The following is a 25,928-nucleotide window of genomic DNA, read 5'->3' as shown; positions in this document are numbered from 1 at the left end:
AAGTTCAGATAGAGATGTGAAATACCAACCACCAAGGTCTACATTAAGTGGTGCTGAAAGCTTCATAAAGGTTTGCCTCGTATGAGCATAAAACCATCACGAATTTTATTAATAAATATTCTGATGACTGCTGCATTTTATGTGGCCGGTTTTGTCGCACTAGGCAGTTCGTATCCAGCTATCGATTCAAGTGGCGAGCAGATTGTTCATTGGTTTTCAATTAACGAACTGAGCGCCCGGTTTTATGCTTGGACAGCGGCTTTTTTCTCACTTGGCCTCGCCATCTTTGGTGGGCAGATTTCTACATTGTTACCGAAACCGAGTCGGTATATTTTTCTTGCAGGCGTGCTTGGTTTTGCCATCACAGCCCAGGTTCAAGCTTGGCTATGGGCGGGGTTAGCACTTCATCCAGAGGGGCTGGAGCCAGCAGTTGCTCGCACAATCTTCGGCATATCTTCTTATTGGGGGCCTCTGGTGAATGGGTCAACAACAGCGATGGCGGTAGCGTTTTTAGCTATAGGGCCTGGCACATCTGTTGAGGTCCCACGCTGGCTTAAGTCGCTCAGTGTTATTTTCTTTCTTGAGCAGGCAATCGAAACTATCACTGTATTCGGATACAGTGGCTTTATAGCCCCAGGTGGAACTATGAATGTTTATCTTGGAGGTCTTATTGGATTTATTTGGGTTGCGGGGGTTGTGCGTTGGGCGATACCGCGCATAGACTTGCCCGCCTAACCAGAGAGTACTGTTGACTCATAATGCCATTAGTTTAGTGCTCTACTGATCTTGGGATTGGGCTTCATCAAAAGGAGAGTTCATGGGTAGCTTTGTGGTGGAAGCGTTAGTTGTGGCCTTGTTTCTCTTATACCCAGTGTGGCGAATATTTAAGCGTGCTGGACTGAATCCAATTTATAGTCTTACGTTGTTCATACCAGTTTTAGGGTTTCTGGTAGCTGGTGCTGTTTTGGCTGCATCTAGGTGGAGTGTCAGCACCAAAACTGAGGAGGTACAATGATGGGCGTTGGCGGAATTAGTCTTTGGCAACTCATCATCATTTTTGTAATCCTTCTCGGCCCGCTGCTAATCTTTGGCTCTGTAGCTAAGAAGGCTGGCTTTTCCAGATGGTGGGGCTTGTTACTTATAGTTCCTGTTGTCAATATAGTCTTGGTGTGGGTGCTTGCATTCGTCAAGTGGCCAGTGGAAGAGGCTTCTTAATAACGTTAAGCGTTATTCTCAGCGAAGTTGGTTAAATCTCTATTGTATTTATTCTTCTTTCACCCCCTGAATGCAGGTTGGGAAGCCGGATTGCATAAGGTGTTCCTTACCTGATCATAATGGTTTTACCAGGACCCAGGGTTGGCCGGGCTCTATCTTCAGGAACTAAAAAATTGAATGTAAAAAGTGGTCGCGGAATACTTTTGAGCATTATGGCGATGCTTTGTTTAGCCGGTATGGATGCAACCGGTAAGCTACTCGTCCAAACCTATCCCATTGTTCAAATTATGGCAGTCCGCTTTGCGATGTTTTTTTTCATCGTGATTGTCACGGCTGGATTAGCTGGATTAACAGGCAAGCTCAAACAAGTTCGAAGTAAGATTCTCGGTACCCAAATACTTCGATCTCTTGTGCTTTTGATCGAGGTGACAGTATTTATCTTTGCATTCAGTATGATGCCGTTAGCTGATGTCCATGCAATCGCTGCAACGGCACCGCTGTTTGCAATATTGATGGCGGGATGGTACCTGGGTGAAGAGATAGACACGAGAAGTTGGGTGGGTGTTGCTATAGGCTTTATAGGTGCTTTGATCATCATTCGGCCTGGATTGGGGGTAATGAGTTGGCACACTTTGATACCGATAGCTGGGGCAATTCTGTGGGCTGCATATCAAGTTCTTTCACGCCGTGTCGCGCAGTTCGATAGCTCCAGTACAACAGCCTTCTATACGGCTTTCATTGGTCTGATTGTCTTCGGCGGATTAGCACCCTTTTACTGGGTAGAACCGACCTCAACAGGTTGGCAATTATTGATGTTGAATGGACTATTGGGTGCAATGGGTCACTATTTGCTCATCAAGGCCCTTTCCTATGCGCCCGCAACAGTTTTACAGCCCTTCAGTTATGCCTTGTTGTTTTGGGCCATCGTGATTGGTTTTATTATCTTTGGTGATCTACCCGATGGACTCACGCTACTTGGTGCTGCCGTAGTATTGGGAGCAGGGTTCTATGCTTCGGACGCAGGTCGCTCATTGAGTGGCTCTCTATCGGTTGCGTTCAAAAGGAGGTGGCGGGGTATCCAGCGTGAGTCTAAATCTGTGAATTAGTCTCTGCACTGTAGTGGCTTCTGTTTGGGAGCAGGAAATCGCTCGCAGCTTCTGAATAAGCAGGTACTCAAAAATAGTATCCGTAAATTCGGACCTTTTGCTGTTAGGAAAAGAGCGGGAAGGTGGCCTACGGGGTGAAGAAGTCGGCAGTTAAATTTGTATCGTAAATAATGTAATTGAGGATCTGGATGCACTAACCCTGCGCATCCAGATCTGTTTCGGCGGCTCAGGAATTGGGCGTTCGATCATTATGGCGAATTCAATCTTGGGCCAAGAAGAAATAGCGCGCAGTATGGAAAAGTTCAGGTCTTAAATTCCGCTCCTAGTAAATCCAAAGTGATTTCTCCGAAACGCTTCAGCATCAGTTTCTCAGCTTCATTCATAACGTCTTTTAAGGAGGCGTTTACCGCATGCTCAATGGGGCAGTTGGTATGCTCGTCAGTTAGCCCAATAGTGAAAACCGATGCTTCACCCAGAGCCTTATGGATATCCAATAGTGTGATTTCATCTAGGGGCTTGGCCAGTGACCAACCTCCGTTATGCCCCTTGCTCGACCGTACATATCCCCGATCGCGTAACAGAGCCATGGTACGCCTAACCACTACTGGATTGGTGGAAAGCATTTCAGCCATTTTATCTGATGTGACTGGCTGATCAGTCATTTCAAGATGGATGAGTACATGTAGCACCCGGGAAAGCCGACTGTCCTTTCGCATAGTTCACCTTAGTCATTGAGCTCGTAGTATATCATGAAACATTTGGTGTTACGTGTGTTGCCATTTTTAAAAATATTGTGTAACAATTAAAGTTACATGATGATTGGGAGGTGACCATGGATATCGATGTTTTGATTGTTGGCGGTAGTTTTGCAGGTTTGTCTGCCGCGATGCAGCTTGTTCGTGGGCGGCGTAAAGTAGTGGTGTTGGATACAAACCAACCACGCAATCGCTTTGCTCGTGCGTCTCACGGTGTATTTGGTTTGGATGGAAAAAGCCCCGCCGAGATTCGGGCTACCGCACTATCCCAGCTTGCGCTCTATCCCGGTTTTCAGCTGGTTGAGGATGCGGCTGTAGGTGTTGAGAAATTGCGAGGCGGGTTTGAGGTAGCGGCAGAGAGTGATGCCGTTTACCGCGCAAAGAAACTGATTCTTGCCAGTGGTATCACAGACCAGTTGCCAGATCTTCCAGGTGTAAAAGAGTTCTGGGGTAAAAGCGTTATTCACTGCCCCTATTGCCATGGTTATGAGCTAAGTGATCGCCCCTTGGGTGTGTTTGCGACCAGTGAATTGTCTTTTCATCAGGCGGCAATGATTCCAGATTGGGGGGCGACAACCCTTTTTACTCAGGGGCAATTCAACCCAGAGGGAGAAGTACTGGGGCACTTGATTGATCGAGGTGTAGTACTAGAGGAGACACCGATTACCAATTTGCTGGGAGCAAAAGGGCAGTTGCAAGCTGTCTTGTTAGCTGATGGGAGGGAAATACCTCTGGAGGGTCTTTATGTTTCTCCAAAGGCTATGCTGGCTTCGCCGCTTATAAGAATGCTGGATTTAGCACTGGAAGACTCTCTAGTTGGCAGTATTGTGAAAGTTGATGCTTTTAAAGAAAGTTCTGTTAATGGGGTGTTTGTTGCGGGGGACCTGTCCAACCCAATGCAGAGCGGAACATTTGCGATCGCGTCCGGTACTATGGCTGGTGTCGCTGCACATCGTTCACTGATATTTAATAACTAGTAAATGCACCGTGTGAGAGTTATCAAAATCCCTTATTTCTAGGTGGGAGCAATGGGCTAAGAGCTGATGTAGGGGGAGTTGTGTTGTGGCCGAGGCAGTTACTTGCCCCGGCCTTAAAAACTCAGCAGTTAACCGCGTTTACAGCGAGCCCTCCGAGAGAGGTTTCCTTGTATTTGCTTTGCATATCGATACCGGTCTGGCGCATGGTTTCAATCACACTGTCGAGTGGAACTATATGGGCACCATCACCGCGCAGAGCCAGGCGTGCTCCATTGATGGCTTTTACTGCACCCATGGTATTGCGCTCAATACAGGGTACTTGTACCAGTCCGCCAATAGGGTCGCAGGTGAGCCCTAGGTTGTGCTCCATACCGATCTCGGCGGCGTTTTCAATTTGCTGATTAGTACCGCCTTCTACTGCTGCCAGCCCTGCAGATGCCATGGAGCAGGCTACGCCGATCTCTCCCTGGCAGCCGACTTCAGCAGCGGAAATAGAAGCATTCTTTTTAAATAGCATGCCAATGGCGCCAGCGGTGAGCAGGAATTTTACTACCTGGTCTTTCAGCTCTCCGTGAATATCCGGGTTGTGTACGAACTCTACGTAATAGGCAATTACCGCGGGAATAACACCGGCAGCTCCGTTAGTGGGGGCAGTCACGATACGTCCGCGTGCAGCATTCTCTTCGTTTACGGCCAGGGCGAACAGGCTGACCCAATCGAGGATAGCGAGGCCGTGGTTGCGTTCTTCCGGGCTCTGCTTATTCAATTCACGATAGAGTTCGGCTGCACGGCGGCGTACATTCAGGCCTCCGGGTAGGATTCCGTCCTGGTGGCAGCCTCGCTTGATAGAAGCGTCCATGACTTTCCAGATATTCCACAGGCGATCTTTTACTTCCTGCTCACTGCGAAAGGCTTTCTCGTTTTCCATTGCCAGTTCGGCAATGGTCCAGCCGTGCTGCTCGCAGGTTTTCATTAATTGCTCAGCATTGCTGAAATCATAGGGAAGCAGGGTGGCTATCTCTTCTTTGTGAGCAAAATCTTCCTCGGACAGTACAAAGCCACCGCCAATGGAAAAATAGCTGCGCTCGAACAGTAGTTCAGATCCGGAATATGCCTGGCAGGTCATCCCGTTTGAGTGTTGCGGCAGGAACTCTTCCATATGGAAGACCAGGTCACGTTCGCGAACGAATTCGATACTGTGGTCATTGTTTAGCACAAGGGCGCGATCACTCTGTATCGCAGCCATCTTGTCTTCGATGCTATCCACATCAATCGTATCTGGAGCCTGCCCCAGAAGGCCCATCAGTACGGCCATATCAGTACCATGGCCCACACCGGTTAGCGCCAGGGAGCCATACAGGTGCACCTGTGCACGATCAGTGCTGGTTAGCTGGGAGCGAGAGCGCAGATCCTGCACAAACTGGCGGGCGGCGACCATAGGGCCCACAGTGTGGGAACTGGAAGGGCCGACACCAATTTTGAAGAGTTCAAAAACACTAATGCTCATAAATTTTCTCTGCGCTGGGCTGTCTACTTTCACAGCCCTCCCTTAAGGATATAGTTGCACCAATTGGGGGCGCACTTTGCCTTACAAGGCGCAACAATCAAGGTGGCAGCCAGCATTCCGTACAAAATTCTATTTGTTACGGATTTTGCGGAATTTATGATCTTCCTGATTCGTAGCGTAAGAGAAGCTACGGCGCTTCCGCGACCAGAACGGCACGTTTGGGCGCGGGGTGACCTTCGATGGTTTTATCTGGTGATTGTGGGTCCAGAAAATCCTCCAGCGATTCAAAATGCATCCAGTCAGTGCGGCGCTGTTCCTCCTGGCTGGTGACATTTAGGTCCACTGTTCTTGGATTGCGGAATCCGCATTTGCGTAACCAGCTTTCCAGGGTGGCGCAACTGGGGAAAAACCAAACATTGCGCATTTTTGCATAGCGGCCCTCCGGCACCAGGCAATCCCCCAGGCCACCATCGATCACCAGAGTTTCCAAAACTAACTGGCCTCCGGGGCGCAAGGTTTCCCGGAGCTCGCGCAGATGGTCCATGGGTGAGCGGCGGTGATAGAGCACGCCCATAGAGAAAGTGGTATCGAAGGATCGTAGATTGGATGGCAGGGCTTCAATACCCAGGGGCAACAGGTCTACCGGTTTTTCTTTGCCGAGGTATTTTTTCAGGGCATAAAACTGGGCAACAAATTTTGCCGATGGATCTATGCCGATCACACGCCGGGCGCCAGCACCATAAGAGCGCCAGCAGTGGTAGCCATTGCCGCATCCCACATCCAGTACCAATCTATTTTCCATAGGGGCCAGATGGGGTAATACGCGATCCCATTTCCAATCTGAGCGCCACTCGGTATCAATAGGAAGGCCAAAAATTTCCCATGGGCCCTTGCGCCAGGGGTGTAGTTTTCTCAGTTCCTGTTCCAGCAAGTGCAGTTGTTCAGAGCTTGCATCACTGGCGCTGCCAATGCGGACGCTTTGCGCAAGCTCTATATCTGAGGGTTTGATATCCGGTAAGGCTTCCATGGCTGCGCGCCAGTCGGGCAGGTCACCCCAGCGATGGGGGCTCAGGTTTTCGGCCACCTGATCGGGTAGCTGCGCGAGCCAGGAGCGCAGATCAGGGATATGTTGCAGGCCTTGGTAGAGTTGGGAGTAGTCGATCACGGGTACTTACTTTTCGGGGCTGCCTTTAATGGCAATGAGTGAGGCGAAATTAAAACACTGGAACCAGACATCAACACTGGTAAAGCCGACGTTCTTTAGCCGCTTGCGATGGGTATCCAGGGTTTCCGGGATCAGCACATTTTCCAGGGCTGAGCGCTTTTGGGCAATTTCCAATGCACTGTAACCGTTGGCAGCCTTGAAGGAATGATGCAGTTCAATCATTAATTCATTATGGGCTTTATCGGCGAAGTCCACTTTTTCTGAAATAATCAGGATGCCGCCGGGGCGTAGACCATCGTGAATTTTTCTTAGAATCTCCTCGCGCTCTTCCACCGGAATAAACTGCAAGGTGAAATTGAGTACGACTACAGATGCGTTTTCAATAGTGACGCTTTGCAGGTTGTCGCAGATAAGCTGTACAGGTATTTCGCCGCTATCGGCTTCGAGCACGGTGCGCGCCTGATCCGTCATGGCTTTGGAGTTATCTACGGCAATAATTTCACAATCTGCTGCGGGGATGCGGTGACGCATGGCTAAGGTTGCGGCGCATAAAGAGCTGCCGAGATCGTAACAGCGGCTGCCTGCCTGGGCATAGCGCTCAGCCAAGGTGCCGATCATGGCGACGATGGTGGTATAGCCCGGAACCGAGCGCTTAATCATATCGGGAAATACTTGCACTACCTGGCGATCGAACTCAAAACCGGCTACCTGGCCCAGAGGACTCGCGTAAATATTGTCGTGTTTACTCATCTGAATTTCGCTGAAGGGTTACTGCGATTAACAGGCAGGCTTGGGGCCTGCCGGATGCGCGTCGGCTGCGGGATCTATCCCCGGCAATAACTTTACCGGGGATAGAGCACAGGACTCTGTCAGAGTTTTTCTTCCTGCAAGTTGAGGTTTGCTGCGGCAGCCTGGCCCTGGGGACCTGTCACTACAGCGGTACTCGCCTTGCTCGGGTCCAGATAAGTGGCGCCCACTCGCTGAAGATCCTGCAAGGTCACTTCTGTTACCTGTTTGCGGAATTGCTGGCGTACTGCGTGGGTTCGACCGTAAAGGCCCGAGTGGAAGTTCTTCTTGGCTTCGCCGGCGGGGGAGCCTGGCTTGTCCAGTCCGCCGACGACACCGAGAACGGCTTCTTCAACCTGTTCTTCCTTGTGTTTTTCTTCAGCCAGCCACTGTAGAGAGGCATCGAAGTCTTGCAGAGTTTCTCCCATACGTGGATCGCGATAGGAATAAAAGCGAAACACTCCAATATTGCTGTCGTGTGCCGCGCCGCCGCCGTAGGCGCCGCCCTGTTCGCGGATGGTGCGGTGCAGGAAGCCATTGCGGAGGAAGCCACTCAGAACAGACAGTGGTGCTGCGTCCGGGTGTGACATGGGCACAGTTGGGTAGGCCTTGGCACAGAAATTCACCTGGCTGTTGGCAATCCAAAGTTCTTCAACCCGCTTTTGTTCGAAAGGTGCTTCCGGATTTGCCGCGGTGGTACTGGGGTTGGAAGTGAGCGGCGACAGCGCTTGGCTGAAGCTGTCAATTTTATCTTCTTCACCTACCAGCAGGAATTGGCGTGGTGCAGCCAGGATCTTTTGGTGAATAGCCTGGAACTGCGCGGTAAGTTTCTGCAGGCCTTCCTCTTTGTCCAGGTTGGCGACCAGTGCTTTTAAGTCGCGCAGGCCCAGCAGGCCGCCTGTGGCATGACTTTCCCAGGCGGCGCGGTTAAAGCCGGCACTCGCTGCGGCCATTGCCAGGGCATGACCATTACCAACTACGCCCTGCTCGCGGCGGGCCAGGGTCTGTAGTAATAATTCCTTGATGCGGGCATGCTCGTCGAAGCGGACCTGCTCCATGGTGGCCTGCATCAGTTCAGTCAGTTCCTCCTGGTTGCGCGATAACGCCTTGCCGGACAGGATAAAGTGGCCGGAAAGATGATCGAGGTTATCAATGGCAGTGCGGCTGCTGGTGAAACCATGTAAGGCTCCGGCTACGCGTGTCTGCCACTGTTGTACTTCCAGATAGTCCTTGTCTCCCAGGCCAACTTCACTCAGTACTTGGCAGTAGTAAGGCAGTAACTGTTTTTCTTCTTCAGTGAACTCCGGCAGTGCGCTGACCATCTGTTGGTAGACCAGGCCATTGGTGCCGGCGCTGTAGCGGGTTAATGTCAGGTTGCCGAGAGAGGTTTGTTCTCCCTCTACATCTGGCAGTTCTGCCGGAATATCCTCGATGCCAACTTTTGGCAGAATAGAAGCGTCGTCTTCACGATTTTGCCGGTCGGCCAGGGCCTTGGCGGTTTCGACAATTTGCTCCCTGTCTTTTTCATTGAGGCGGGATTTGATCTGCGCCAGCTGGTCTTTTTCCGCCTGCTCCCGGCGTTCAGCCAGTTGGTCGTCAGGGCTCATTACCAGGCGCACACGGTGTTGATTATCCAGCAGCAGTTCGCGGGTTTTGTCGGCGATAAACCTGGGATCTTTAATCTGCTCGCGCAGTTTTTCCAAAGTGGCATCAATGTTTAACAGGCCGATGGGGTCGCCGCGGTGGGTGGCGCCAGTGAGGGCCGTGAGGATTAGCTGCAGGCCGTAGGGGTAGCCGTCGCCACCAATCTCGCGCTGTTGCAGCTCCAGTTGGTGCAGGCTGGCGGCAACCTGTTCGTAGGGAATCCCTTTTTCCGCAACTTCCTGCAGCACTGCCAGTACTTGCTTTTCCAGTTCGTCGGCGCTGTCGCGCTCGCTGCCTTCAATACCGCAGACAAAGACCAGCTCGCGTTGGGAATCGTCCAGGCCTACAAGCGGGGATGGGGAAGTACCCAGGTCGGTAGTTTCCAGCAGCTTCATCAGTGGGGAGGCGCTATTGTCTAGTAGCACTCCTGCAAGTAGATGAGCAGTAAGGGCTTCTTCCAAGTCGGTGACGTCACCCAGTAGCCAGCTCAGGACAATATGGGTTTTACCCTGCAGTGCCTCTCCGTTCAGCGGATAGTGCTCCTCAACTTTGAGCGGCGCCTGGTAACGGTCCTCGCGCCCAACGGCAATCATTTTTTCCAGCTGGTCGAACTTGTGCAGGGCCTTTTCTTCGAACGCTGCCTGGTGCTCTGCGGCGGGAATATCGCCAAAGGTCATAAAGATGGCATTGCTCGGGTGATAATGGCTGCGGTAAAAGGCCACCAGCTGCTCGTAACTGAGCTTGGGAATATCAGTAGGTTCACCACCGGAGTTATAGTGGTAAGTGGAAGTAGGGAACAGGTATTTACTCAGCGTATGCCACAGCTGTGAACTGACAGAGCTCATGGCGCCTTTCATTTCATTAAACACTACGCCCTTGTAAACAAGTTCACTTTTGGGATTATCTGCCTCGGCAAACTCCAGGCGATGTCCCTCCTGGGCAAAATCCAGTGGGTCCAGGCGCGCAAAAAATACAGCATCCAGGTAGACATCCAGTAGATTGTCAAAATCCTTGCGGTTCTGGCTGGCAAAGGGGTAGGCGGTCCAGTCGGAACTGGTAAAGGCGTTCATAAACGTGTTGAGCGAACGCCGGATCATCATAAAGAACGGGTCCCGCACCGGGTACTTGTCACTGCCGCACAATGCGGTGTGCTCAAGGATATGTGCCACACCGGTGGAGTCTTCCGGCACAGTGCGCAAGGCGACCAGGAAAACATTTTCCGGGTTGTCTGCGGCGATATGTAAGTGCTGTGCACCGGTAGTATTGTGGCGGTATTCCTCGACTCGCACGCCGAGAGAATCGATTTCTGCGCTGGTAACCAGTTTGAATGCAGGATGTGAGTTGCTCAAAAGACAGCTCCCTGGAGTTATAGGAAATTTTCTAGCCAGCCTCTGTCGCTGGCGAAAGGGCGCTATTCTACCGCTTGCACACACCGGAAAGACAGTGTTGACAAGGATGCCAGCAAGGCGAAGACTTCGCCTTCCAAAGCCCCGGCATAAATGTAGACGAACAGGGAGATAGAGGTTGTCCTGGTTGGATATCGCCAGCGTCACTGGCTTTTTTATTACTTGGGTCGGCTACACCATATTTGCGCGAAAAAAAGCCAAGGAAACCTGGTGCCTAACGTCCTCGCTGCAATGGTACCGGGTGGAGTGGATGCTGCGCATGCTTGACAGGGATATGCGTATGGCCGACACGGCGATCATGAGTAACCTGGAGCGGGTGATTGGCTTCTTCGCTTCTACCAGTATCCTGATCCTGGCGGGTTTGGTAACAGCCCTAACCGCAAATAAGGCCGCTATCGAAGTGATTACGAGCCTGCCTTTTGCTGAGCCAACCTCCGTCGAGCAGTTTGAGCTCAAGGTGATGCTGCTGATCCTGATTTTTATCTATGCCTTTTTTAATTTCACCTGGTCTTTGCGCCAGTACTCCTTTGCCAACGTCCTGATTGGCGCTGCGCCGCCGCCGGAAACCGGTGATCTCTCTGAGGAAGAGCGCCGCAGATTTGCGATCAGCATTGCCAAGGTGATCGACCACGCGGGCCACAGTTACAATTACGGCCTGCGCTCCTATTACTTTTCTATGTCAGTGTTGAGCTGGTTTATCCATCCGCTGCTCTTTATTGCGAGTTACCTCTTTGTGGTCTGCGTACTGTATCGGCGTGAGTTCTTGTCCAAGGCACTGAACTCCATTTTGGCAGCGCGCGAGGGCGGTCTGGAACGTCAACAGAGGAAGAAATTTGATGACCCATCGTGAAATCCTGGCGGCCTTCGACGCAGTGGCCGAAGCGCGCGGTTGGCAACCGTTACATTCTCCTAAAAACCTGGCAATGGCACTGTCGGTAGAGGTTGCTGAGCTTGGGCGATATTTTCAGTGGAAAGATAACAGCGAAATACAGGCTCTGATGCAAACTGAAGATTCGATGGGGATCGCCGCGGAGCTTGCGGACATCCAGATGTATCTCATCAAGCTGGCTGCGGTATTGGGGGTGGATTTGGATGCCGCCCTACGCGACAAAATTGATGAGAATCGTCGCCGCTGTGAGATAGCTTTGTGTAATGAGGAAGCCGATGAGCGCTAGTCGTTTTAGCGATCGCAACTTTGATGACCTGGCACACCGTTTTCGCAACCGTATCTATGGGGGGCTCAAGGGGGATATTCGCCTGGCGGTGCTGAACAGGGATCTGGCGCCGCTGCTCAATGGAAGGTCAGACTCTTTAAAAGTGGTGGATGCCGGTGGTGGCCAGGGGCATTTCGCTATGGATCTGGCGCAGGCCGGACACAGGGTTTTCCTGGCCGATATTTCTGCTCAAATGCTAGAGCATGCCGCAGCTGAGGTCGAAGAGCGACAATTGCAAAAGCAGGTGACACTCCTGCGTAAGCCGTTACAGGCATTGCCAGAACAGGCAGAGCTGCGCGAAGCGGATCTGGTGATTTGCCATGCAGTGCTGGAGTGGCTGGAAGAACCGCAGCAGGCGCTGCAGCATTTGCGCCAATTGCTGAAGCCCGGCGGATACCTGTCACTGACATTTTACAATCGCCGTGCGCTGGAGTTTCGCCTGCTGCAGCGCGGTAGCTTTCGCCAGCTTGAACGCAACATTGGAGAGGACTACTGGGGAGGGCATCCGGGCAGTCTCACCCCGCAAAACCCCTTGTTACCAGAGTGGGTGGAAGGGTGGTTGGGAGAAGTTGGCTTTGATGTTGAGTGTCACAGTGGCATTCGCTGTTTCCACGATTTTATGACGCCCTCAATTCGTGAAAAATTGCCAGCGGCGGCGATTGTGCAAAAGGAGCTGGAGTACTCTCAGCTCGACCCATATCGGCAGCTGGCTCGCTATATGCACCTCCTCTGCAGGGTGCCCTGATTACAAAATACGCAACAATAACTCTTTGGCGGCGTTTACCCGGGATGCCAAGTAGTCATTGCCGCCACGATCCGGGTGTAATTTCTGAATCAGCTTACGGTGTGCGCCAATAATTTCATCTTTTCCCGCATTGGCGCTCACTCCCAGGATTCGCCGGGCTTCATGCTCGGTGAGAGGTGGGCCCTGATCCTTTTGAGCTGCTTTTTGCCCCTGCCAGTTTTCCTCGCCCTGTTGTTGATTTTGTTGCTGTCGGTTGCGGGAATATCGCTCAAAGAACGGTGCCATCCAGGGCAATAAACGGGTGAGTTGGTTAAGCAGGCGGCCGAGCACCGGCAGGATCAGAAGCACAGCGGCGCCAACCCAGTGCAGACGGCCACTCAGTGCGAGTAAAACGACGACTACCGCAGCCGCTAAAACTGTGGCCAGAAAAATCTGCTTGCGCTTGTTTTCAGGTGAGCTGGCCTTGATTTTCTGCCATGCATACCAGACTCCAATCAAGATAAGCAGTAGTAAGATTAAGCGTGCCAATGGCGACTCCTTTTATTGTTGATCTGCCAATTTTTAACTTAGTGATCAAATATCTCTCTGACCTGTTTGATCACTGGGTTAAACTGGCCTAAGTATGGCTCTGGGCGGATTAGCAGCTTATGGCTATCCTGTTTGAAGAAAATTTCAGCACTTGAGATAACAGTATGCAATACGACAAATTCCAGATACCGGATGCGGATCAGATTTTGCCTGGTCGGCCGCAGCCGATGGAAATCACTGGCGTCCACTTCGTTAATGGTAACTCTATCAAAGAGCCGTTCCCGGAAGATATGGAAGTTGCCATGTTTGGTATGGGCTGTTTCTGGGGCGCCGAACGTATATTTTGGGAAACTGATGGTGTTTTTGCCACCGCCGTTGGTTACTCCGACGGGGCGACAGAAAACCCGAATTACGACGAGGTATGCAGCGGGCGCACCGGGCACGCTGAAGTGGTTAAGGTGGTTTACGATCCCAAGGTTGTCAGCTATGCGGAGCTTCTAAAGCTGTTTTGGGACATGCATGATCCAACCCAGGGTATGCGCCAGGGTAATGACATTGGTTCCCAGTATCGCTCATGCATATTCTGCACCAGTGAAGAGCAGAAGAAAGAAGCAGAGGCCAGCAGGGATGCCGTGCAGGCGGCGCTGGATGAAAAACAGCGTGGCGAGGTGACTACCGAGATTAGCATGGCGCAGCCGTTTTATTACGCTGAGGAGTATCACCAGCAGTATATGGCGAAAAATAAGGAAGCGATTTGTCCGATCCTGCGCAATCCCATGCACGATTAGACCCCATATTGAATCAGTAATAGGTGGCATGAAAAGTGCCGCCTATTTTTTGATGTGATTTACGTCCCCCCTCATTTCCCTGCCTTTATAAAAACCCTCCCAATAAACGTTCCGGTGCTCAAATACTGCCAGTACTTTCCTTAAAAAATCAATTAAGACCAAAACCTAAAAAAATACGCTCAGGATCTAAAGCGGAAGGCTATGCGCTCTCGTAAAGTCTGGCTCATGACATGAGCTACAAGAGAGCCTCATCTCCACTGGAAGGTAGGTGTATCACTCGTGTTTGTCATGATTAATAAACTATCCATTCAGGAGGAATACTGTTATGGGGGTTGATCGTATAGCCAGGCGTAACAATGGTGTAAAAACCTGGGGCTTCTCCCAGTCCTCACCACGGGCTTATATTCATTATTTCAGATTTGGTAAGTTTGGAATTTGCGCATCTCTAGCTGCGCACTGGATAAAGACCAACGCACTGGACGATAAAAGTTTGCCGGATAAATTAGGCTTAACTCCCCGGGTCCATAATGCTGGTGCTTTTAGTTTTCGCACATATCGGTCCCTAAATATTGGCGAGCTAATAAAGGTGGGGCGGGATTTTCGTACCTGGACTTATGGAGGTGGTAGACAGGGATTAAATATCGAAAACTGGCTAATAAATCAGGGTTTGCATAAAGAAGATCGCTGGAGTTCAAGTGCAATTGCTGTTGCATTGAACAATATGGTTGTTATTCAACCGGGCCAGCCAGTACCTCCAGTTCAGCCAATTCCGCCAATTAATACGAGCCTGGTAAATGCGCTGCGCAGTTTACGAGATGCGTATGGATATATTACTTTCTCTGGCCGCAGAGCAGGGCACGCTGTTGCAGCCTGGGTTGCAGATGACAGGGTGAACTCTGATATAGGTGCGCTCTTTTTCGATCCAAACTATGGAGAGTACCGTTTTGCGACAAAAGGAGACTTCCTTAACTTTTTCGATGCGTATTACCGGCATGCCTATATGCGTGGTTGGGTACAATTTCGTAGTGATTGGTCTGTTGATGCCTACATCAACAGGGTGTGGTGACGCTTTGAGTGATTGTTGCCATTGAATAGGTGTGAGGGTAGGTATAGCTGCCCTCACAGCAATGTATTTTCCGGCAACACTCCGGGACTAGGGTCCCCATTTACCGCCTTCCTTCGCACCTGGACCGGATAGGTAAACACGAGCGACTCACTCATTGTTGGTGCGCACACCAGTCGCTCCAGCTGCCGGGATAGAGCAGAGAATCTTTTCGACCGGCCAGGTATTGCCCAAAGAAATTCACGCAGGCAGTGACACCGGAACCACAATAGTTAAGCAGCGGTTTACCTTCTCCCAGACTGCCAAACTGAGCTTGCAGTTCCTTAGTTGACTTTACTTTTCCGGTATTTTTGTCCGTGACATTCTGCCAGGGTTGATTGATAGCTGAAGGGATATGACCGGCTATAGAATCAATGGGCTCCTGAATCCCGTTGAAACGCTGGCTATCCCGCGCATCAACAAGCTGCCATGACGCGCCGTTTAAACCTTCCTTGACCGCCTCATAGTGCACCAACAGATTTTCTTTGGGTCTTGCAGTAAAGGTTCCAGATTTCGGGGCAATGGGTTTAATGGTGCTAAGCGCCTCTCCAGCATCAAGCCAAGCCTTCAGCCCCCCATTTAGGATGCTGACAGGCTTGTGACCAAAAAAATAAAACAGGAACCAGGCTCGCGCGGCGAAACCCAGCCGGTTGTCATCATAGACGATGACAGGTGTATCGTCATTGATACCAAGGCTGCGGGCATATTCCTGGAACTGGCCGCTGGTGGGCATGGGATGCCGCCCGCCAAAACGTTGCGTTGGGGCTGAGAGATCCCGGTGTAGACTGGCGTAGTGGGCCCCAGGAATATGTCCCGCAGCGTAATCTCGAGCACCACTCTCCGGGTCAGCCAGCTCATAACGGCAGTCAAGGATTACGGGGTCAGAACTTTTTTGAAGTGTTACCAGGTCAGCTACTTCAATCAGTGCAGTATTGTCATCCGTTTGCATCTGCTCAATTCCCTTGGTTTGCCTGACTCCAGGTTGGCAAATTAGCTCAGCCTGTATTCTTGGTTTTTGCCAGCTGTTCTGAGTATGTACAGGCCTGGCTGGTTGAGTAGGTGGAAAGCCATGCTGTTGTTAATTCAGCTGGCCACTTTCCGAGGCTGCTGGTGGTTGTGTTGGCGATGCCACCGGGGGTTCGGAAGTCTGGTTTTCAGCCTCACTGGATTCTGCCTGCTGGTCCTCTTCTTTATTTGCCTCCTGCTCGGCGAGTTCCTGCTCACGGCAAGTCATGGTGGCCTGAGTTTGATCTTTTAGTGGATTGTCCAGGAAGCGGCCGGCAGCTTTCTCGGCGCAGCTGCTGGCGGAAATAATATCGTGTGCCAATTTGGGGAAAAGTAGCCACTGATGATTGGGTAGGGCTTTGCGTGCAGCATCTACATCCTCCGCAGCCAATACCGGGTCGAGACCTCCGTGCAGCACCATTACCGGTGCGGGAGTTTCAATGGCCTCAGATTCCAGTAGTGGTGCTGAGGGAATCGCCCAAATACGGCACTGCAGCTGTAGCAGGCTCAGGTCTGAGCGTACGGCGCCACCAAGGATTCCGGTATTTTCGGCACTGGCGCGGGCTTGGTCAAAATCCACGAAAGGCGCTTCTTCATAGCAGAAATGGCTGACTCCGGCAGCATCGCCAAAATAGGGGTCAAGCACAATTTCCATAAAGTGACCGATGGCTTTTTGTGCAGGTTTAAGTCCTTCATCGCCGCTGCTCTCCAGTCCTTCGATCATTTTTGGCAGTTCACTGTAGAAATTCTCGTTGTACAGTGCCTGGAAAAGCACTCGCAGCAAACGCTGTCCGTTCAGAACGAACGGGTAGGTCTGTTTTGAATAGCGGTGTTTGATATGGATGGTGCGGGGCTCCTCATCGAGGGTTTGCACCAGGTTTTCCAGTCTGCGACGGAGATCCGGGTAGCGGCTATTGCATTTTTTATCCTCAGTACAATGTTTGAGGCCGCGCTCATAAGCTGCCAGCGAATCCTGGGCTAGCTGCTGGGTGTAGGCGATGTTGGGAAATACCGCGCTGTTAAGTACCAGTGCGCGTACAGACTCAGGGTAATCCCGGGCATAGGTGAGTGCGTACCGGGTTGAATAGGAAACACCGTATAGGTCGAGTTCATCGAGCTTCAGTAGCTTGCGCAGCTCATCCACATCCCGCGCTACCACTGTACTGTTATATTGGGCCATATCGGCGCCTTTACTCAGGCGACTGTAGCAACGCTCCATACTGAAAGCGAAAACACGCGCCTCCTCCTCCGGTGAAAGCTTGCGCTGGAAAGCGGTCTGGGCATCATCAATAAATTCACTGCAAGTGAGGCGTGGCCGCGCCATGCCGGTGCCCCGGGGGTCGATCACAATAAGATCCCGGCCGTCTTCGACCGTCATGGCGGCGTAGTTTAGCCATAGCCAGTCGCTGGCATTCTCTGGTTCCAGACCCATGCTTGCGCCGGGGCCGCCGGCTCCTAAGTGAAGGAGGGGCGGTTTGCTGGCATCGGGCTCTTTGGCGCGGAAACGGATAACCGGAAAGCGGATTTTCCGCCGTGTTGGATGGGCATAATCCTCTGGGACTTCCATCATAAAGCATTGGGTAAAGGGCCAGCTGTCGTCGGTTTCAAACCAGCAGGGCTTGGAGATCAAGCGAGTATGGCTCTTGGACTCCTTGTCTTTACCTGGTTTCGCGTCCGGGTCTGATCGCTCACAGGCGTTCAGCACCAGGCAGAGAAAGTAAAGTAGGGCGGAGAGCGGGCGAAAGTTACGCACTGGGTCTATTCCTGTGAGCAGTGTCGAATACTGATGTTTGGGTTTCGGAGTTGGCCAAAGTCAATGATTACCAAACCGGGCTATGGGGGCGGAAAGATTCCAGCGTATGGCAGCCAGCCTGATAGACAGGGTGACAAGCACTGCAATGGCCACCACCAAATCGCCTGGCAGTTTGCCATTGGCATCTAAAGCAACCAAAACGGCTGCGCCAGTGAGGGCTGCAGTAGCATATATTTCCCTGCGCAACAGCAAGGGAATATCCCCGGACAGCACGTCGCGGATAACACCACCAAAGGTGCCTGTCATCATTCCCATTACTATGGCGATAGTGGCGGAATAACCCATTTCGAGGCCCTTCTGGGTACCGATCACCACAAATACTGCAAGGCCAATAGCATCGGCAAACATCAGTAGGCGCATGGGTACCTGTAAATAGCGTATCAGGTAAAAGCTGACCACACCGGTGATTACGGCAATCCACAGGTAGTAAGGTTCCTGTAGCCAGAAAACCGGGATGTTGAGGATGATGTCGCGGATGGTGCCTCCACCCGTCGAGGTGACGCAGGCGAGTACTACGGCGCCGAACAGGTCCATTTGTTTGTGTCCCGCGGCAAGCACTCCGCTGAAGGCAAATACCGCTATGCCGATCAGGTCGAACCAATGCAGCAGTTGATCCATAGTGTCTTTAAATCCACAGACTCGCAAAGCAGGGGAGAATAGCACTCCTTATTTGGCATGGGGAGAGAGGGGTCGACAGTGTGTGACAGAATCAACTGGTACGGAGAGAGAACCGTATTGAAATCGAATATTGAGATACCGAGCTAAAAAGCGGGAAAGAGCAGAGAAACGGGTATTGGCGCACCCGCCGGCAAGTGCCGGGGGGCGCCTGTATGCGGGCCTTAAACGAAAGCCTGTAGCCCGGTCTGGGCGCGACCGAGGATCAGGGCGTGTACGTCGTGGGTGCCCTCGTAGGTGTTTACCGCTTCCAGGTTCATCACGTGGCGAATTACGTGGAACTCGTCGGAGATACCGTTGCCGCCGTGCATATCGCGGGAGATACGGGCGATTTCCAGGGCCTTGCCACAGTTGTTGCGCTTCACCAGGGAGATCATGGTGGGGTCGAATTGCTTATTCTCGTCCATGATGCGGCCAACGCGCAGGGAGGCCTGCAAGCCCAGGGTGATCTCAGTTTGCATGTCTGCCAGTTTCTTCTGGAACAGTTGGGTTTGAGCCAGCGGACGGTTGAACTGTTTACGATCCAGGCCGTACTGGCGAGCGGCGTGCCAGCAGAACTCACCGGCACCCATGGCGCCCCAGGAAATACCGTAACGGGCGCGGTTCAGACAGCCGAAGGGGCCGCGCAGGCCGCCGATTTCCGGGAATTTGTTTTCTTCCGGTACAAAAACATTATCCATCACAATTTCACCAGTGATGGAGGCACGCAGGGAGAACTTGCCTTCGATCTTAGGAGCCGACAGGCCTTCCATACCTTTTTCCAGTACGAAGCCGCGGATAATGTCTTCATCGTCTTTTGCCCAGACTACGAATACATCGGCAATCGGGCTGTTGGTAATCCACATCTTGGAACCGCTCAGGCGGTAGCCGCCGTCAACCTTCTTGGCGCGGGTTTTCATGCCGCCGGGATCGGAGCCTGCATCCGGCTCGGTCAGGCCAAAGCAGCCAACCCATTCACCGGTGGCCAGCTTGGGCAGGTACTTTTGCTTTTGCTCTTCGCTGCCATAGGCGTAGATGGGGTGCATAACCAGGCTGGACTGTACGCTCATGGCGGAGCGGTAACCGGAGTCCACGCGCTCTACTTCGCGCGCTACCAGGCCGTAGGAAACGTAGTTGAGACCGGCACAGCCGTAGCCCTCGATCGTGGAACCGAGCAGACCAAGTTGACCCATTTCGCTCATGATTTCCCGGTCAAAGATTTCGTGGCGGTTTGCCTCGAGGACTCTGGGCATCAGCTTGTCCTGGCAGTACTCGCGCGCGGCGTCGCGCACCATACGCTCTTCGTCGGTCAGCTGCTGGTCCAGCAGCAAAATGTCGTCCCAATGGGCGAGGGGCTGATGTTTACTCATGGCTTGTCTCTTCTACTTCCGTTATTAATCTGCACCGGATGTCCAGCTGGTCAGGCTTAATGGATGCCTGGCCAACACCGATTGTCTTGGGGACTATCGAAGAATCCCGCGGCAAATCCCGGTGACCATTCAGTTTAGTGTGGCGCATCATACCTAAGTAGTTGCGTTGGGGCACTCTTACGGACGGCAAAATTTCACAGGATTTTCCCCGCGGTTTGTAAACAAGAGTAAAACGCCTTGTCGGGCATTTTTTCGGGGAGATAATGCACGCAATAAATCTCTACTTTTAATGGCTTAAAACTCTTTTTCGGTGATATTCCTTGTGCTTTTACCGCGTTTTGGCAATTTGTATTCCCTTGCTTGCCAGCTGTTCTTCGCCACCTGTCGAACCCCCTCAATCGCAGGAAATTTTAGGGCTGCCGCAAACTTTTGGTGCTTCCGGCAGTGTGGCTCCGGAATCGCGCTGGTGGCGTAGTTTTAATGACCCCCAATTAGATCAACTGGTTCACTTGGCCCTGCAGGACAATCCGAGCCTGCAGGCCAGTTACTGGCGCCTTGAGCAAGCTGCCGCCGCGGCCCGGGGAGCGCGCTCGGGATTCTGGCCCAGTGTGACCGCCCAGGTGGAAAATACCGAGCAGCGCTATTCATCCGGTGAATTTACTGACCCGTCTAACGAGGGCAACAGCTGGAGCACCCGTATCGCTGCCAGTTATGAAGTGGATTTGTGGGGGCGCGTACGCTCCGGTGCCAGTGCTGCTGAGGCGGGCTTCCTGGCACAGGAACAAAACCTTCAGACTGCGGCTCTCAGTTTGGCTTCTGAAGTGTCTGCTACCTGGTTACAGCTGCGCGAGCAGTGGGGGCAGCGCGATTTGCTGGAGCAGCAACTTGAGACCAATCGCAAGAGTCTGAAGGTATTGGAGTTGCGATTTGGTCGCGGTGTCACAGATGCTGCCGATGTGTTGCAGCAACGCCAGCTTGTTCAGGGGTCTGAGCAGGAACTGGAACAGACCGAATCCGATATCGAAACGCTCAAGGTACAGTTAGCTGCTCTGCTTGGGACCAATGAGCCCCAATTGGAAGGCTATATCCAAGAGGTGGCAAGCTTGCCTGTATTGCCAGGACTGCCGGATACCGGTATTCCCTCCCAGTTATTGTTGCGCCGCCCGGATGTGCGTGAGGCCCAGCGCAACCTGCTTCAGGATTACCACTTGGCGGACCAGTCCTGGGCGGATCGGCTTCCTGTGCTCAGTTTGTCCGCTGTCGCCAGTAATGGCACCAGTCTGATAAGCGATATTACTGAGAACTGGCTGATTGCGATTGCCGCGTCTATTGAGGGTGTCATTTTTGATGGTGGGGCACTGGCTTCCAAGCGAGATCAGCAGGGTGCGGTCTTGCAGGAGAGCTGGGCGCTGTATCGCAGTACGGTGAATGAAGCGCTATCAGAAGTTGAACAGGCCTTAATTCGCGAGCGCGCCATTGAACAGGAGCTTGGGCACCTGCGGGAGCGTGAGCGCCTGTCGGAATTGATTGCCCAGCGGCGCAGTCGCGCCTATATCAATGGCACTGTGGACTTCCTCAATGTTCTAACTGCGACGACCGATTACCAAAATCTGGCGCGTGAGGTGCTTTCCGCTGAACGCCAGTTGATTGAAAACCGAGTGACACTTTACCGCGCACTTTCCGGGGGGCTTCCTCAGGAGGACCTCCCCGTACCTGAGCCAGTGGATCTGGAGCTGTACCTGGAGGGAAATTCTTAATGCTGAATAAATTCAATTGGCGCTTGCTGATGCCTTTAGTTTTGCTGGTTTTGGCATTTTTGCTTTCCAGCTGGTTGATCCGTGAGAAACCCACCGTGGGACGTGGTGAGCGCAAGGTGTCAGCACCGGCGGTGGATGTTGCCCTGGCAGAGCAGGGGCATTTTTCTTTTACCCTGAGTGCCCTGGGAACAGTGGCGGCGCGCGAACAGGCGGAGTTGGAACCGCAGGTGGATGGACAGGTTGAATGGCTTGATTACGATCTGGGGCCAGGTGCGGTTCTGCCAAAAGGTAAGGTGTTGCTTCGCATAGAGCAGGAACCCTATCAGCTGGCGCTAAAAACTGCTCAAAGTACCCTTGCCAAAAGCCGAGCGGAACTCCAGCAGGAGCGTGGCCAGCAGCAGGTGGCTTTGGAGGAATATGAGCTGCTTGGCACAACTCTCTCAGATGCCGACCGCGCACTGGTGCTACGTGAACCCCAGCAGGCCGCTGCCGAGGCTGGTGTGGAGGCTGCAGAAGCCGATGTCGCACTTGCCCAGCGCAACCTCCGTCTCACTCAGGTCCGAGCGCCTTTCGATGCACTTGTAGTGAGTCGCAGTGTGGATGTGGGTGATCGGGTATCTCCCGGGGATACGCTTTATAGCCTGGCCAGTGCCGATCGCTTCCAGATTGCTGTGGAAGTGCCAGCCTCTCAGCTGTATCGCCTGAATAGCAGTGATATTGAAGTGCGTATTTATGGCAGCCAATGGCCCGCAGGTATTTATCGTCGTGGTGAATTCGTTCGCGTGATTCCAGTGTTGGAAGAGCAGGGCAGGCTTGCCAGTGTGTTGGTGGAATTAGACGACCCGCTATCTGTTCAGGATCCATCGCAGCCCCAGTTGTTACTGAATGATCTCGCGCGGGTCGAGATTGTTTCCCAAAGTGCGCAGGAGCGTGTGCGGATTCCATTAAGCGCACTACAGGATGGCGATAACGTATGGGTAGTGCGGGATAACCGCACTGCGGTTTTGCCGGTTGAAGTGGCTTATACCAGCGGGGATTACGCAGTACTGGAGAAAGGTCTCAGTGGGGGTGAAACTCTGGTGACTACGCGCCTGATTACAGTGACCGAGGGAATGCCCGTGCGGATCGCTGGAGAGATTAACCTGTCCCGTCTGCCACCGGCAGATGCAGCGGCCTCAGCCGAAAATTCCACCAGAAAAGGCCCTCGTGGCGGAGGCGCGAATGAATGAGCTGAGAGTGGAAGACGGAGATATCGATACCAAAACGGGCGCCATCGCCTGGATGGCGCGAAATCATGTCACCGCAAACTTGCTGATGCTGGTGTTTCTTGTCGGCGGGCTGATATTTTCCGTGATCGTCAAGAAAGAGGTTTTTCCTGAATTCAGTTTGGACTTGGTCAGCGTTTCCATTTCTTATCCTGGCGCCAGTCCGGAGGAAGTTGAACGCGGGGTGCTGGTAGCGGCCGAGCAGGCGGTGCAGGGCTTGGTGGGTATTAAGGAGATGCGTGGCAGTGCCCGGGAAGGCTCTGCCGTACTCAACCTGGAGCTGGAAGGTGATGCCGACGCCAATCTTGTCTATCAAAATATCCAACAGGCGATCGATTCGGTAACGACATTTCCCGCCGATATTGAGCGGCCCCAGGTGAACCTGGCCGAACGCAAGCGCGATGTATTGGATCTGGTCCTCCATGGCAACCTGGATGAGCGGAGCCTGCGCGCACTTGCCATGCAGGTATATGACAAATTGGAGGCCCACAGTGGCATAACCCAGCTGGAGGCCCAGGGCGTCCGCGATTTGGAAGTGGCGGTGGAAATACGCCGTGACGACCTGCGCCGCTATGACCTGACCCTGGCCCAGGTGGCCACAATTGTTCAAAACGCTGCAGTGGATATTCCCACCGGTAGTGTTAAAACCGATGCCGGTGAAATTCTGGTGCGGGTTACCGAACGGCGTGATTGGGCGCGGGAATTTGGCGATATTGTTGTTACCCAGGGTGGTGGCGGTGGCGCGGTTTATTTGCGTGATATCGCTACTGTCAGCGATGCCCTCGAGGATGAGGCTCGCAATATGGTGTTTAACGGTGAGCCGGCCGTTGGTATCAAAATTTATCGGGTGGGAGACCAGACTCCACTGAGTGTGAGCGATGCTGCAAGGGAAGTTATTGATGAGGTTCGGGCGTCGTTGCCGCAGGGAGTGAGCCTCACTATCCGCGATGATGATTCCGAGATTTTTAAGGAGCGCTTATCGCTGTTACTAAAAAACGGCTTTATCGGTTTGTTGCTGGTTTTTGTTGTACTTGGGGCTTTCCTGGAATTGCGCCTGGCTTTCTGGGTAACACTGGGTATTCCAATTAGTTTCCTCGGCGCGTTGCTTTTCCTGCCCGGGTTGGATATTTCTATCAGTATGGTGAGTATGTTCGCCTTTATCATCGCCCTGGGTATTGTGGTGGATGATGCAATTATTGCCGGCGAAAATATTCACGAGTGGCGCCAGAAGGGTTATAGCAATTTACAGGCGGCAATTGCTGGTGCCAGGCAGGTGGCCGTTCCCCTGACATTCGCCATCCTCACCAATATTGTCGCTTTTATCCCGTTGATGGCGCTGCCTGGATTTATGGGCAAAATCTTTGGCGTTATTCCCTTCGTTGTGGGCTCGGTATTTATTATCTCCTGGGTTGAAGCACTGTTTATTCTTCCCGCGCATCTGGCCCATTCGCGCCGAGGCTATAACAGTCCGCGGGCGCAACGTTTTGCAGCCCGCCAGGAGAGATTGGCTCGTGGCCTGGATCGATTTGTACAGGAGCGATTCCGCCCGTTGCTTGAAGCCTGTGTGCGACACCGATACACCACTATCGCTATTGCCATTTCCACGCTGCTGGTAGTTGGTGGCTATGCCGCCAGTGGTCGTATGGGCTTTACGTTGATGCCCAGGGTAGAGCGGGATTCCGGTCGCTTTGCGGTGACTTTCCCCACGGGAACAGCGCAACACCAGCTGGAGAAAGCCAGATCCCAGATTATTGCCGGTGGCAACAAGGTTCTGGAGCAATACGATCGCGACGCTGTATTTCTCGGTAATCGCGGTTTGATGGGAGATGACTCAGTCCAGGTGGACTTTTTCTTCGTGCCATCGGATCAGCGAGAATTTTCCACCGGTGAGTTTGTCCGTGCCTGGCGGAAAGAAGTTGGTGTAATTGCCGGAGCTTTAAGTGCGACTACGGCCTCCGATCGGGGAGGGCCCGGCGCAGGTTCTTCTCTCACGGTTGAGCTGCGCCATATCGATACAGCAGTCCTGGATCAGGCGGCGGCGCGATTGGGGGCCGAGCTGGCAAAATTTCCCAATGTCAGCGATATCGATGCGGGCGTTACCCTGGGAAAAACCCAGCTTGACCTGACACTTACTGAAACCGCCAAGAGTCTGGGCTTGTCGGCTGAGGAGATTGGCCGGCAGATACGTGCGGCTCTCTATGGTGATGAGGCGCTGCGGCAACAGCGCGGCCGAGATCAGGTCAAGGTCATGGTGCGTTTGCCGGAGAGCGAGCGTGTCAGTATGGATGACGTCAATAACATTATGATTCGCGCGGGCAGCGGCCTATGGATGCCTCTTACGGATCTCGTGGTTATCGATAAGGGGCGCGCTTATGCAACTATTAACCGTCGTGCTGGGCGCCGGGTGCTGACTGCCTCTGCCAATGTAGAGCCCAGTGATCAGGCGGCACTGGTCATCAATGAGCTGGATCGCAGTGTTATTCCGCAGCTGCGAGCAGAATTTCCCGGTCTTACTATTTCGTACGAAGGGCGTCAGGCGGATGAGCGCGAAGGGCTCGCTTCCCTTGGCCTGACATTCCTGCTGGCTATGGCTGTGCTTTATCTGTTGCTGGCAATTCCCTTGAAAAGTTATATGCAGCCATTAATTGTGATGGTGGCGATTCCCTTTGGGGTTATTGGTGCAATCCTGGGGCACTTGGTCATGGGGTATGGCATGAGCATGGTGAGCTTGTTGGGGATGGTCGCTCTTGCTGGTGTTGTGATTAACGATACCCTGGTAATGATCGAGTACAGTAATCGCCTGCGAGAGGAAGGCGTTGATGTTGAGACTGCAATCAAGCGTGCGGCAGCGCGCCGTTTCCGACCGATTGTTTTAACCACGGTAACCACTTTCTGTGGCTTAATGCCGATGATTTTTGAAACCTCGGTACAGGCGAAATTTATGATTCCAATGGCCATTTCCCTGGGCTATGGAATCCTTGCAGCTACGGCCATTTCACTTTTATTGGTGCCCTGCTTGTACCTGATGTTTGGGAAAGACATACCCCGTCTATTTAGCGCCCTGAAAAACGCCCTTGAGTCATTTACTGGCACCGCTCGAGCCGGAAATTAAATACAAGCCAGCTG

At 52.7% G+C, this 25,928-nt stretch carries 22 protein-coding genes; 12 read left to right on the top strand and 10 right to left on the bottom strand.

What is annotated here, in order from left to right:
- Positions 1-81: 81 nt before the first annotated feature.
- The 3 genes from ACJJJB_RS09485 to ACJJJB_RS09475 all read left to right on the top strand — a co-directional run bounded on the left by ACJJJB_RS09485 (position 82) and on the right by ACJJJB_RS09475 (position 2,321).
- Entirely contained in the window at positions 82-735 is a 654-nt protein-coding gene (locus ACJJJB_RS09485) for a hypothetical protein (RefSeq protein ID WP_445366128.1), read from the top strand.
- A gap of 276 nt (positions 736-1,011) precedes the next feature.
- Positions 1,012-1,215 carry a Sec-independent protein translocase family protein gene (locus ACJJJB_RS09480; RefSeq protein ID WP_020413028.1) on the top strand — a complete coding sequence of 68 codons (204 nt, stop codon included), beginning with the start codon at positions 1,012-1,014 and terminating at the stop codon, positions 1,213-1,215.
- A gap of 173 nt (positions 1,216-1,388) precedes the next feature.
- Positions 1,389-2,321 carry a DMT family transporter gene (locus tag ACJJJB_RS09475; protein ID WP_445366127.1) on the top strand — a complete coding sequence of 311 codons (933 nt, stop codon included), beginning with the start codon at positions 1,389-1,391 and terminating at the stop codon, positions 2,319-2,321.
- A gap of 302 nt (positions 2,322-2,623) precedes the next feature.
- Here ACJJJB_RS09475 and ACJJJB_RS09470 read toward each other — a convergent pair whose 3' ends face one another.
- Positions 2,624-3,037 (bottom strand): Rrf2 family transcriptional regulator, encoded by a 414-nt coding sequence (locus tag ACJJJB_RS09470; RefSeq protein ID WP_282953324.1) that lies wholly within the window; start codon positions 3,035-3,037, stop codon positions 2,624-2,626.
- 116 nt (positions 3,038-3,153) lie between these two features.
- Between ACJJJB_RS09470 and ACJJJB_RS09465 the strand changes: the two genes are divergently transcribed.
- Positions 3,154-4,053 (top strand): NAD(P)/FAD-dependent oxidoreductase, encoded by a 900-nt coding sequence (locus ACJJJB_RS09465; protein WP_282953325.1) that lies wholly within the window; start codon positions 3,154-3,156, stop codon positions 4,051-4,053.
- A gap of 121 nt (positions 4,054-4,174) precedes the next feature.
- Here ACJJJB_RS09465 and ACJJJB_RS09460 read toward each other — a convergent pair whose 3' ends face one another.
- From ACJJJB_RS09460 to ACJJJB_RS09445, 4 genes are all read right to left on the bottom strand, one after another.
- Complete coding sequence (locus ACJJJB_RS09460; RefSeq protein ID WP_445366126.1) at positions 4,175-5,560, bottom strand: L-serine ammonia-lyase; 1,386 nt, start codon at positions 5,558-5,560, stop codon at positions 4,175-4,177.
- 187 nt (positions 5,561-5,747) lie between these two features.
- Positions 5,748-6,725 (bottom strand): tRNA 5-methoxyuridine(34)/uridine 5-oxyacetic acid(34) synthase CmoB, encoded by a 978-nt coding sequence (cmoB, locus tag ACJJJB_RS09455; RefSeq protein WP_282953327.1) that lies wholly within the window; start codon positions 6,723-6,725, stop codon positions 5,748-5,750.
- Positions 6,726-6,731: 6 nt separating this feature from the next.
- On the bottom strand, positions 6,732-7,475 hold the full coding sequence (gene cmoA, locus ACJJJB_RS09450) for a carboxy-S-adenosyl-L-methionine synthase CmoA (protein WP_445366125.1): 744 nt from the start codon (positions 7,473-7,475) through the stop codon (positions 6,732-6,734).
- A gap of 119 nt (positions 7,476-7,594) precedes the next feature.
- Positions 7,595-10,504, bottom strand: a complete 2,910-nt coding sequence (locus ACJJJB_RS09445; RefSeq protein ID WP_445366124.1) for an insulinase family protein — start codon at positions 10,502-10,504, stop codon at positions 7,595-7,597.
- Between the two features lie 175 nt (positions 10,505-10,679).
- Between ACJJJB_RS09445 and ACJJJB_RS09440 the strand changes: the two genes are divergently transcribed.
- From ACJJJB_RS09440 to ACJJJB_RS09430, 3 genes are read left to right on the top strand one after another with little or no spacing between them, the layout of a single operon-like run.
- Entirely contained in the window at positions 10,680-11,411 is a 732-nt protein-coding gene (locus tag ACJJJB_RS09440; protein ID WP_020413020.1) for a DUF599 domain-containing protein, read from the top strand.
- Positions 11,398-11,736 (top strand): nucleotide pyrophosphohydrolase, encoded by a 339-nt coding sequence (locus tag ACJJJB_RS09435; protein ID WP_282953329.1) that lies wholly within the window; start codon positions 11,398-11,400, stop codon positions 11,734-11,736. Before ACJJJB_RS09440 ends, ACJJJB_RS09435 begins: the two co-directional genes overlap by 14 nt.
- The gene (locus ACJJJB_RS09430) at positions 11,726-12,520 is read left to right on the top strand and encodes a methyltransferase (RefSeq protein ID WP_445366123.1); all 795 of its coding nucleotides are present in this window, start codon (positions 11,726-11,728) and stop codon (positions 12,518-12,520) included. Before ACJJJB_RS09435 ends, ACJJJB_RS09430 begins: the two co-directional genes overlap by 11 nt.
- Here ACJJJB_RS09430 and ACJJJB_RS09425 read toward each other — a convergent pair whose 3' ends face one another.
- Positions 12,521-13,048, bottom strand: a complete 528-nt coding sequence (locus ACJJJB_RS09425; RefSeq protein ID WP_282953331.1) for a DnaJ domain-containing protein — start codon at positions 13,046-13,048, stop codon at positions 12,521-12,523. It lies immediately after the preceding gene.
- A gap of 164 nt (positions 13,049-13,212) precedes the next feature.
- On the opposite strand from ACJJJB_RS09425, the gene msrA reads away from it, so the two are divergent.
- Together msrA and ACJJJB_RS09415 are read left to right on the top strand one after the other, a co-directional pair.
- Complete coding sequence (gene msrA, locus ACJJJB_RS09420; RefSeq protein ID WP_020413015.1) at positions 13,213-13,836, top strand: peptide-methionine (S)-S-oxide reductase MsrA; 624 nt, start codon at positions 13,213-13,215, stop codon at positions 13,834-13,836.
- A 325-nt stretch (positions 13,837-14,161) separates the two neighbouring features.
- Entirely contained in the window at positions 14,162-14,902 is a 741-nt protein-coding gene (locus tag ACJJJB_RS09415) for a YopT-type cysteine protease domain-containing protein (protein WP_445366122.1), read from the top strand.
- A gap of 151 nt (positions 14,903-15,053) precedes the next feature.
- Here ACJJJB_RS09415 and ACJJJB_RS09410 read toward each other — a convergent pair whose 3' ends face one another.
- The 4 genes from ACJJJB_RS09410 to ACJJJB_RS09395 all read right to left on the bottom strand — a co-directional run bounded on the left by ACJJJB_RS09410 (position 15,054) and on the right by ACJJJB_RS09395 (position 19,780).
- Positions 15,054-15,887 carry a sulfurtransferase gene (locus ACJJJB_RS09410; protein ID WP_444946674.1) on the bottom strand — a complete coding sequence of 278 codons (834 nt, stop codon included), beginning with the start codon at positions 15,885-15,887 and terminating at the stop codon, positions 15,054-15,056.
- A 129-nt stretch (positions 15,888-16,016) separates the two neighbouring features.
- Positions 16,017-17,696 carry an alpha/beta hydrolase gene (locus tag ACJJJB_RS09405; protein ID WP_445366121.1) on the bottom strand — a complete coding sequence of 560 codons (1,680 nt, stop codon included), beginning with the start codon at positions 17,694-17,696 and terminating at the stop codon, positions 16,017-16,019.
- Positions 17,697-17,756: 60 nt separating this feature from the next.
- Positions 17,757-18,374 carry a trimeric intracellular cation channel family protein gene (locus ACJJJB_RS09400; RefSeq protein ID WP_020413011.1) on the bottom strand — a complete coding sequence of 206 codons (618 nt, stop codon included), beginning with the start codon at positions 18,372-18,374 and terminating at the stop codon, positions 17,757-17,759.
- A gap of 221 nt (positions 18,375-18,595) precedes the next feature.
- Positions 18,596-19,780 carry an acyl-CoA dehydrogenase gene (locus ACJJJB_RS09395; protein ID WP_020413010.1) on the bottom strand — a complete coding sequence of 395 codons (1,185 nt, stop codon included), beginning with the start codon at positions 19,778-19,780 and terminating at the stop codon, positions 18,596-18,598.
- A 320-nt stretch (positions 19,781-20,100) separates the two neighbouring features.
- Here ACJJJB_RS09395 and ACJJJB_RS09390 point away from each other — a divergent pair, with 320 nt between their 5' ends.
- Genes ACJJJB_RS09390 through ACJJJB_RS09380 form a run of 3 tightly spaced genes read left to right on the top strand, consistent with a single transcriptional unit; the run spans position 20,101 to position 25,914 of the window.
- Positions 20,101-21,537 (top strand): efflux transporter outer membrane subunit, encoded by a 1,437-nt coding sequence (locus ACJJJB_RS09390; RefSeq protein ID WP_445366120.1) that lies wholly within the window; start codon positions 20,101-20,103, stop codon positions 21,535-21,537.
- On the top strand, positions 21,537-22,766 hold the full coding sequence (locus tag ACJJJB_RS09385; RefSeq protein WP_282953335.1) for an efflux RND transporter periplasmic adaptor subunit: 1,230 nt from the start codon (positions 21,537-21,539) through the stop codon (positions 22,764-22,766). The genes ACJJJB_RS09390 and ACJJJB_RS09385 overlap by 1 nt, the downstream gene beginning before the upstream one ends.
- Positions 22,759-25,914 (top strand): efflux RND transporter permease subunit, encoded by a 3,156-nt coding sequence (locus tag ACJJJB_RS09380; protein ID WP_445366119.1) that lies wholly within the window; start codon positions 22,759-22,761, stop codon positions 25,912-25,914. Before ACJJJB_RS09385 ends, ACJJJB_RS09380 begins: the two co-directional genes overlap by 8 nt.
- The last annotated feature ends 14 nt before the right edge of the window (positions 25,915-25,928 follow it).

The organism is Microbulbifer variabilis, from assembly GCF_052468405.1.
Note: the sequence above shows the minus strand (reverse complement) of the source record. Positions and strands in the feature narration are given on the sequence as shown.

Excerpts from the sequence above, each read along its gene's own strand:
- ACJJJB_RS09480 (WP_020413028.1), top strand. The coding sequence starts at position 1,012 with ATGATGGGCGTTGGCGGAATTAGTCTTTGGCAACTCATCATCATTTTT.
- msrA (WP_020413015.1), top strand. The coding sequence starts at position 13,213 with ATGCAATACGACAAATTCCAGATACCGGATGCGGATCAGATTTTGCCT.
- cmoA (WP_445366125.1), bottom strand. The coding sequence starts at position 7,475 with ATGAGTAAACACGACAATATTTACGCGAGTCCTCTGGGCCAGGTAGCC.
- ACJJJB_RS09415 (WP_445366122.1), top strand. The coding sequence starts at position 14,162 with ATGGGGGTTGATCGTATAGCCAGGCGTAACAATGGTGTAAAAACCTGG.
- ACJJJB_RS09395 (WP_020413010.1), bottom strand. The coding sequence starts at position 19,780 with ATGAGTAAACATCAGCCCCTCGCCCATTGGGACGACATTTTGCTGCTG.
- ACJJJB_RS09385 (WP_282953335.1), top strand. The coding sequence starts at position 21,537 with ATGCTGAATAAATTCAATTGGCGCTTGCTGATGCCTTTAGTTTTGCTG.
- ACJJJB_RS09400 (WP_020413011.1), bottom strand. The coding sequence starts at position 18,374 with ATGGATCAACTGCTGCATTGGTTCGACCTGATCGGCATAGCGGTATTT.
- ACJJJB_RS09435 (WP_282953329.1), top strand. The coding sequence starts at position 11,398 with ATGACCCATCGTGAAATCCTGGCGGCCTTCGACGCAGTGGCCGAAGCG.
- ACJJJB_RS09485 (WP_445366128.1), top strand. The coding sequence starts at position 82 with ATGAGCATAAAACCATCACGAATTTTATTAATAAATATTCTGATGACT.
- ACJJJB_RS09380 (WP_445366119.1), top strand. The coding sequence starts at position 22,759 with ATGAATGAGCTGAGAGTGGAAGACGGAGATATCGATACCAAAACGGGC.
- ACJJJB_RS09470 (WP_282953324.1), bottom strand. The coding sequence starts at position 3,037 with ATGCGAAAGGACAGTCGGCTTTCCCGGGTGCTACATGTACTCATCCAT.
- ACJJJB_RS09430 (WP_445366123.1), top strand. The coding sequence starts at position 11,726 with ATGAGCGCTAGTCGTTTTAGCGATCGCAACTTTGATGACCTGGCACAC.
- ACJJJB_RS09410 (WP_444946674.1), bottom strand. The coding sequence starts at position 15,887 with ATGCAAACGGATGACAATACTGCACTGATTGAAGTAGCTGACCTGGTA.
- ACJJJB_RS09465 (WP_282953325.1), top strand. The coding sequence starts at position 3,154 with ATGGATATCGATGTTTTGATTGTTGGCGGTAGTTTTGCAGGTTTGTCT.
- ACJJJB_RS09460 (WP_445366126.1), bottom strand. The coding sequence starts at position 5,560 with ATGAGCATTAGTGTTTTTGAACTCTTCAAAATTGGTGTCGGCCCTTCC.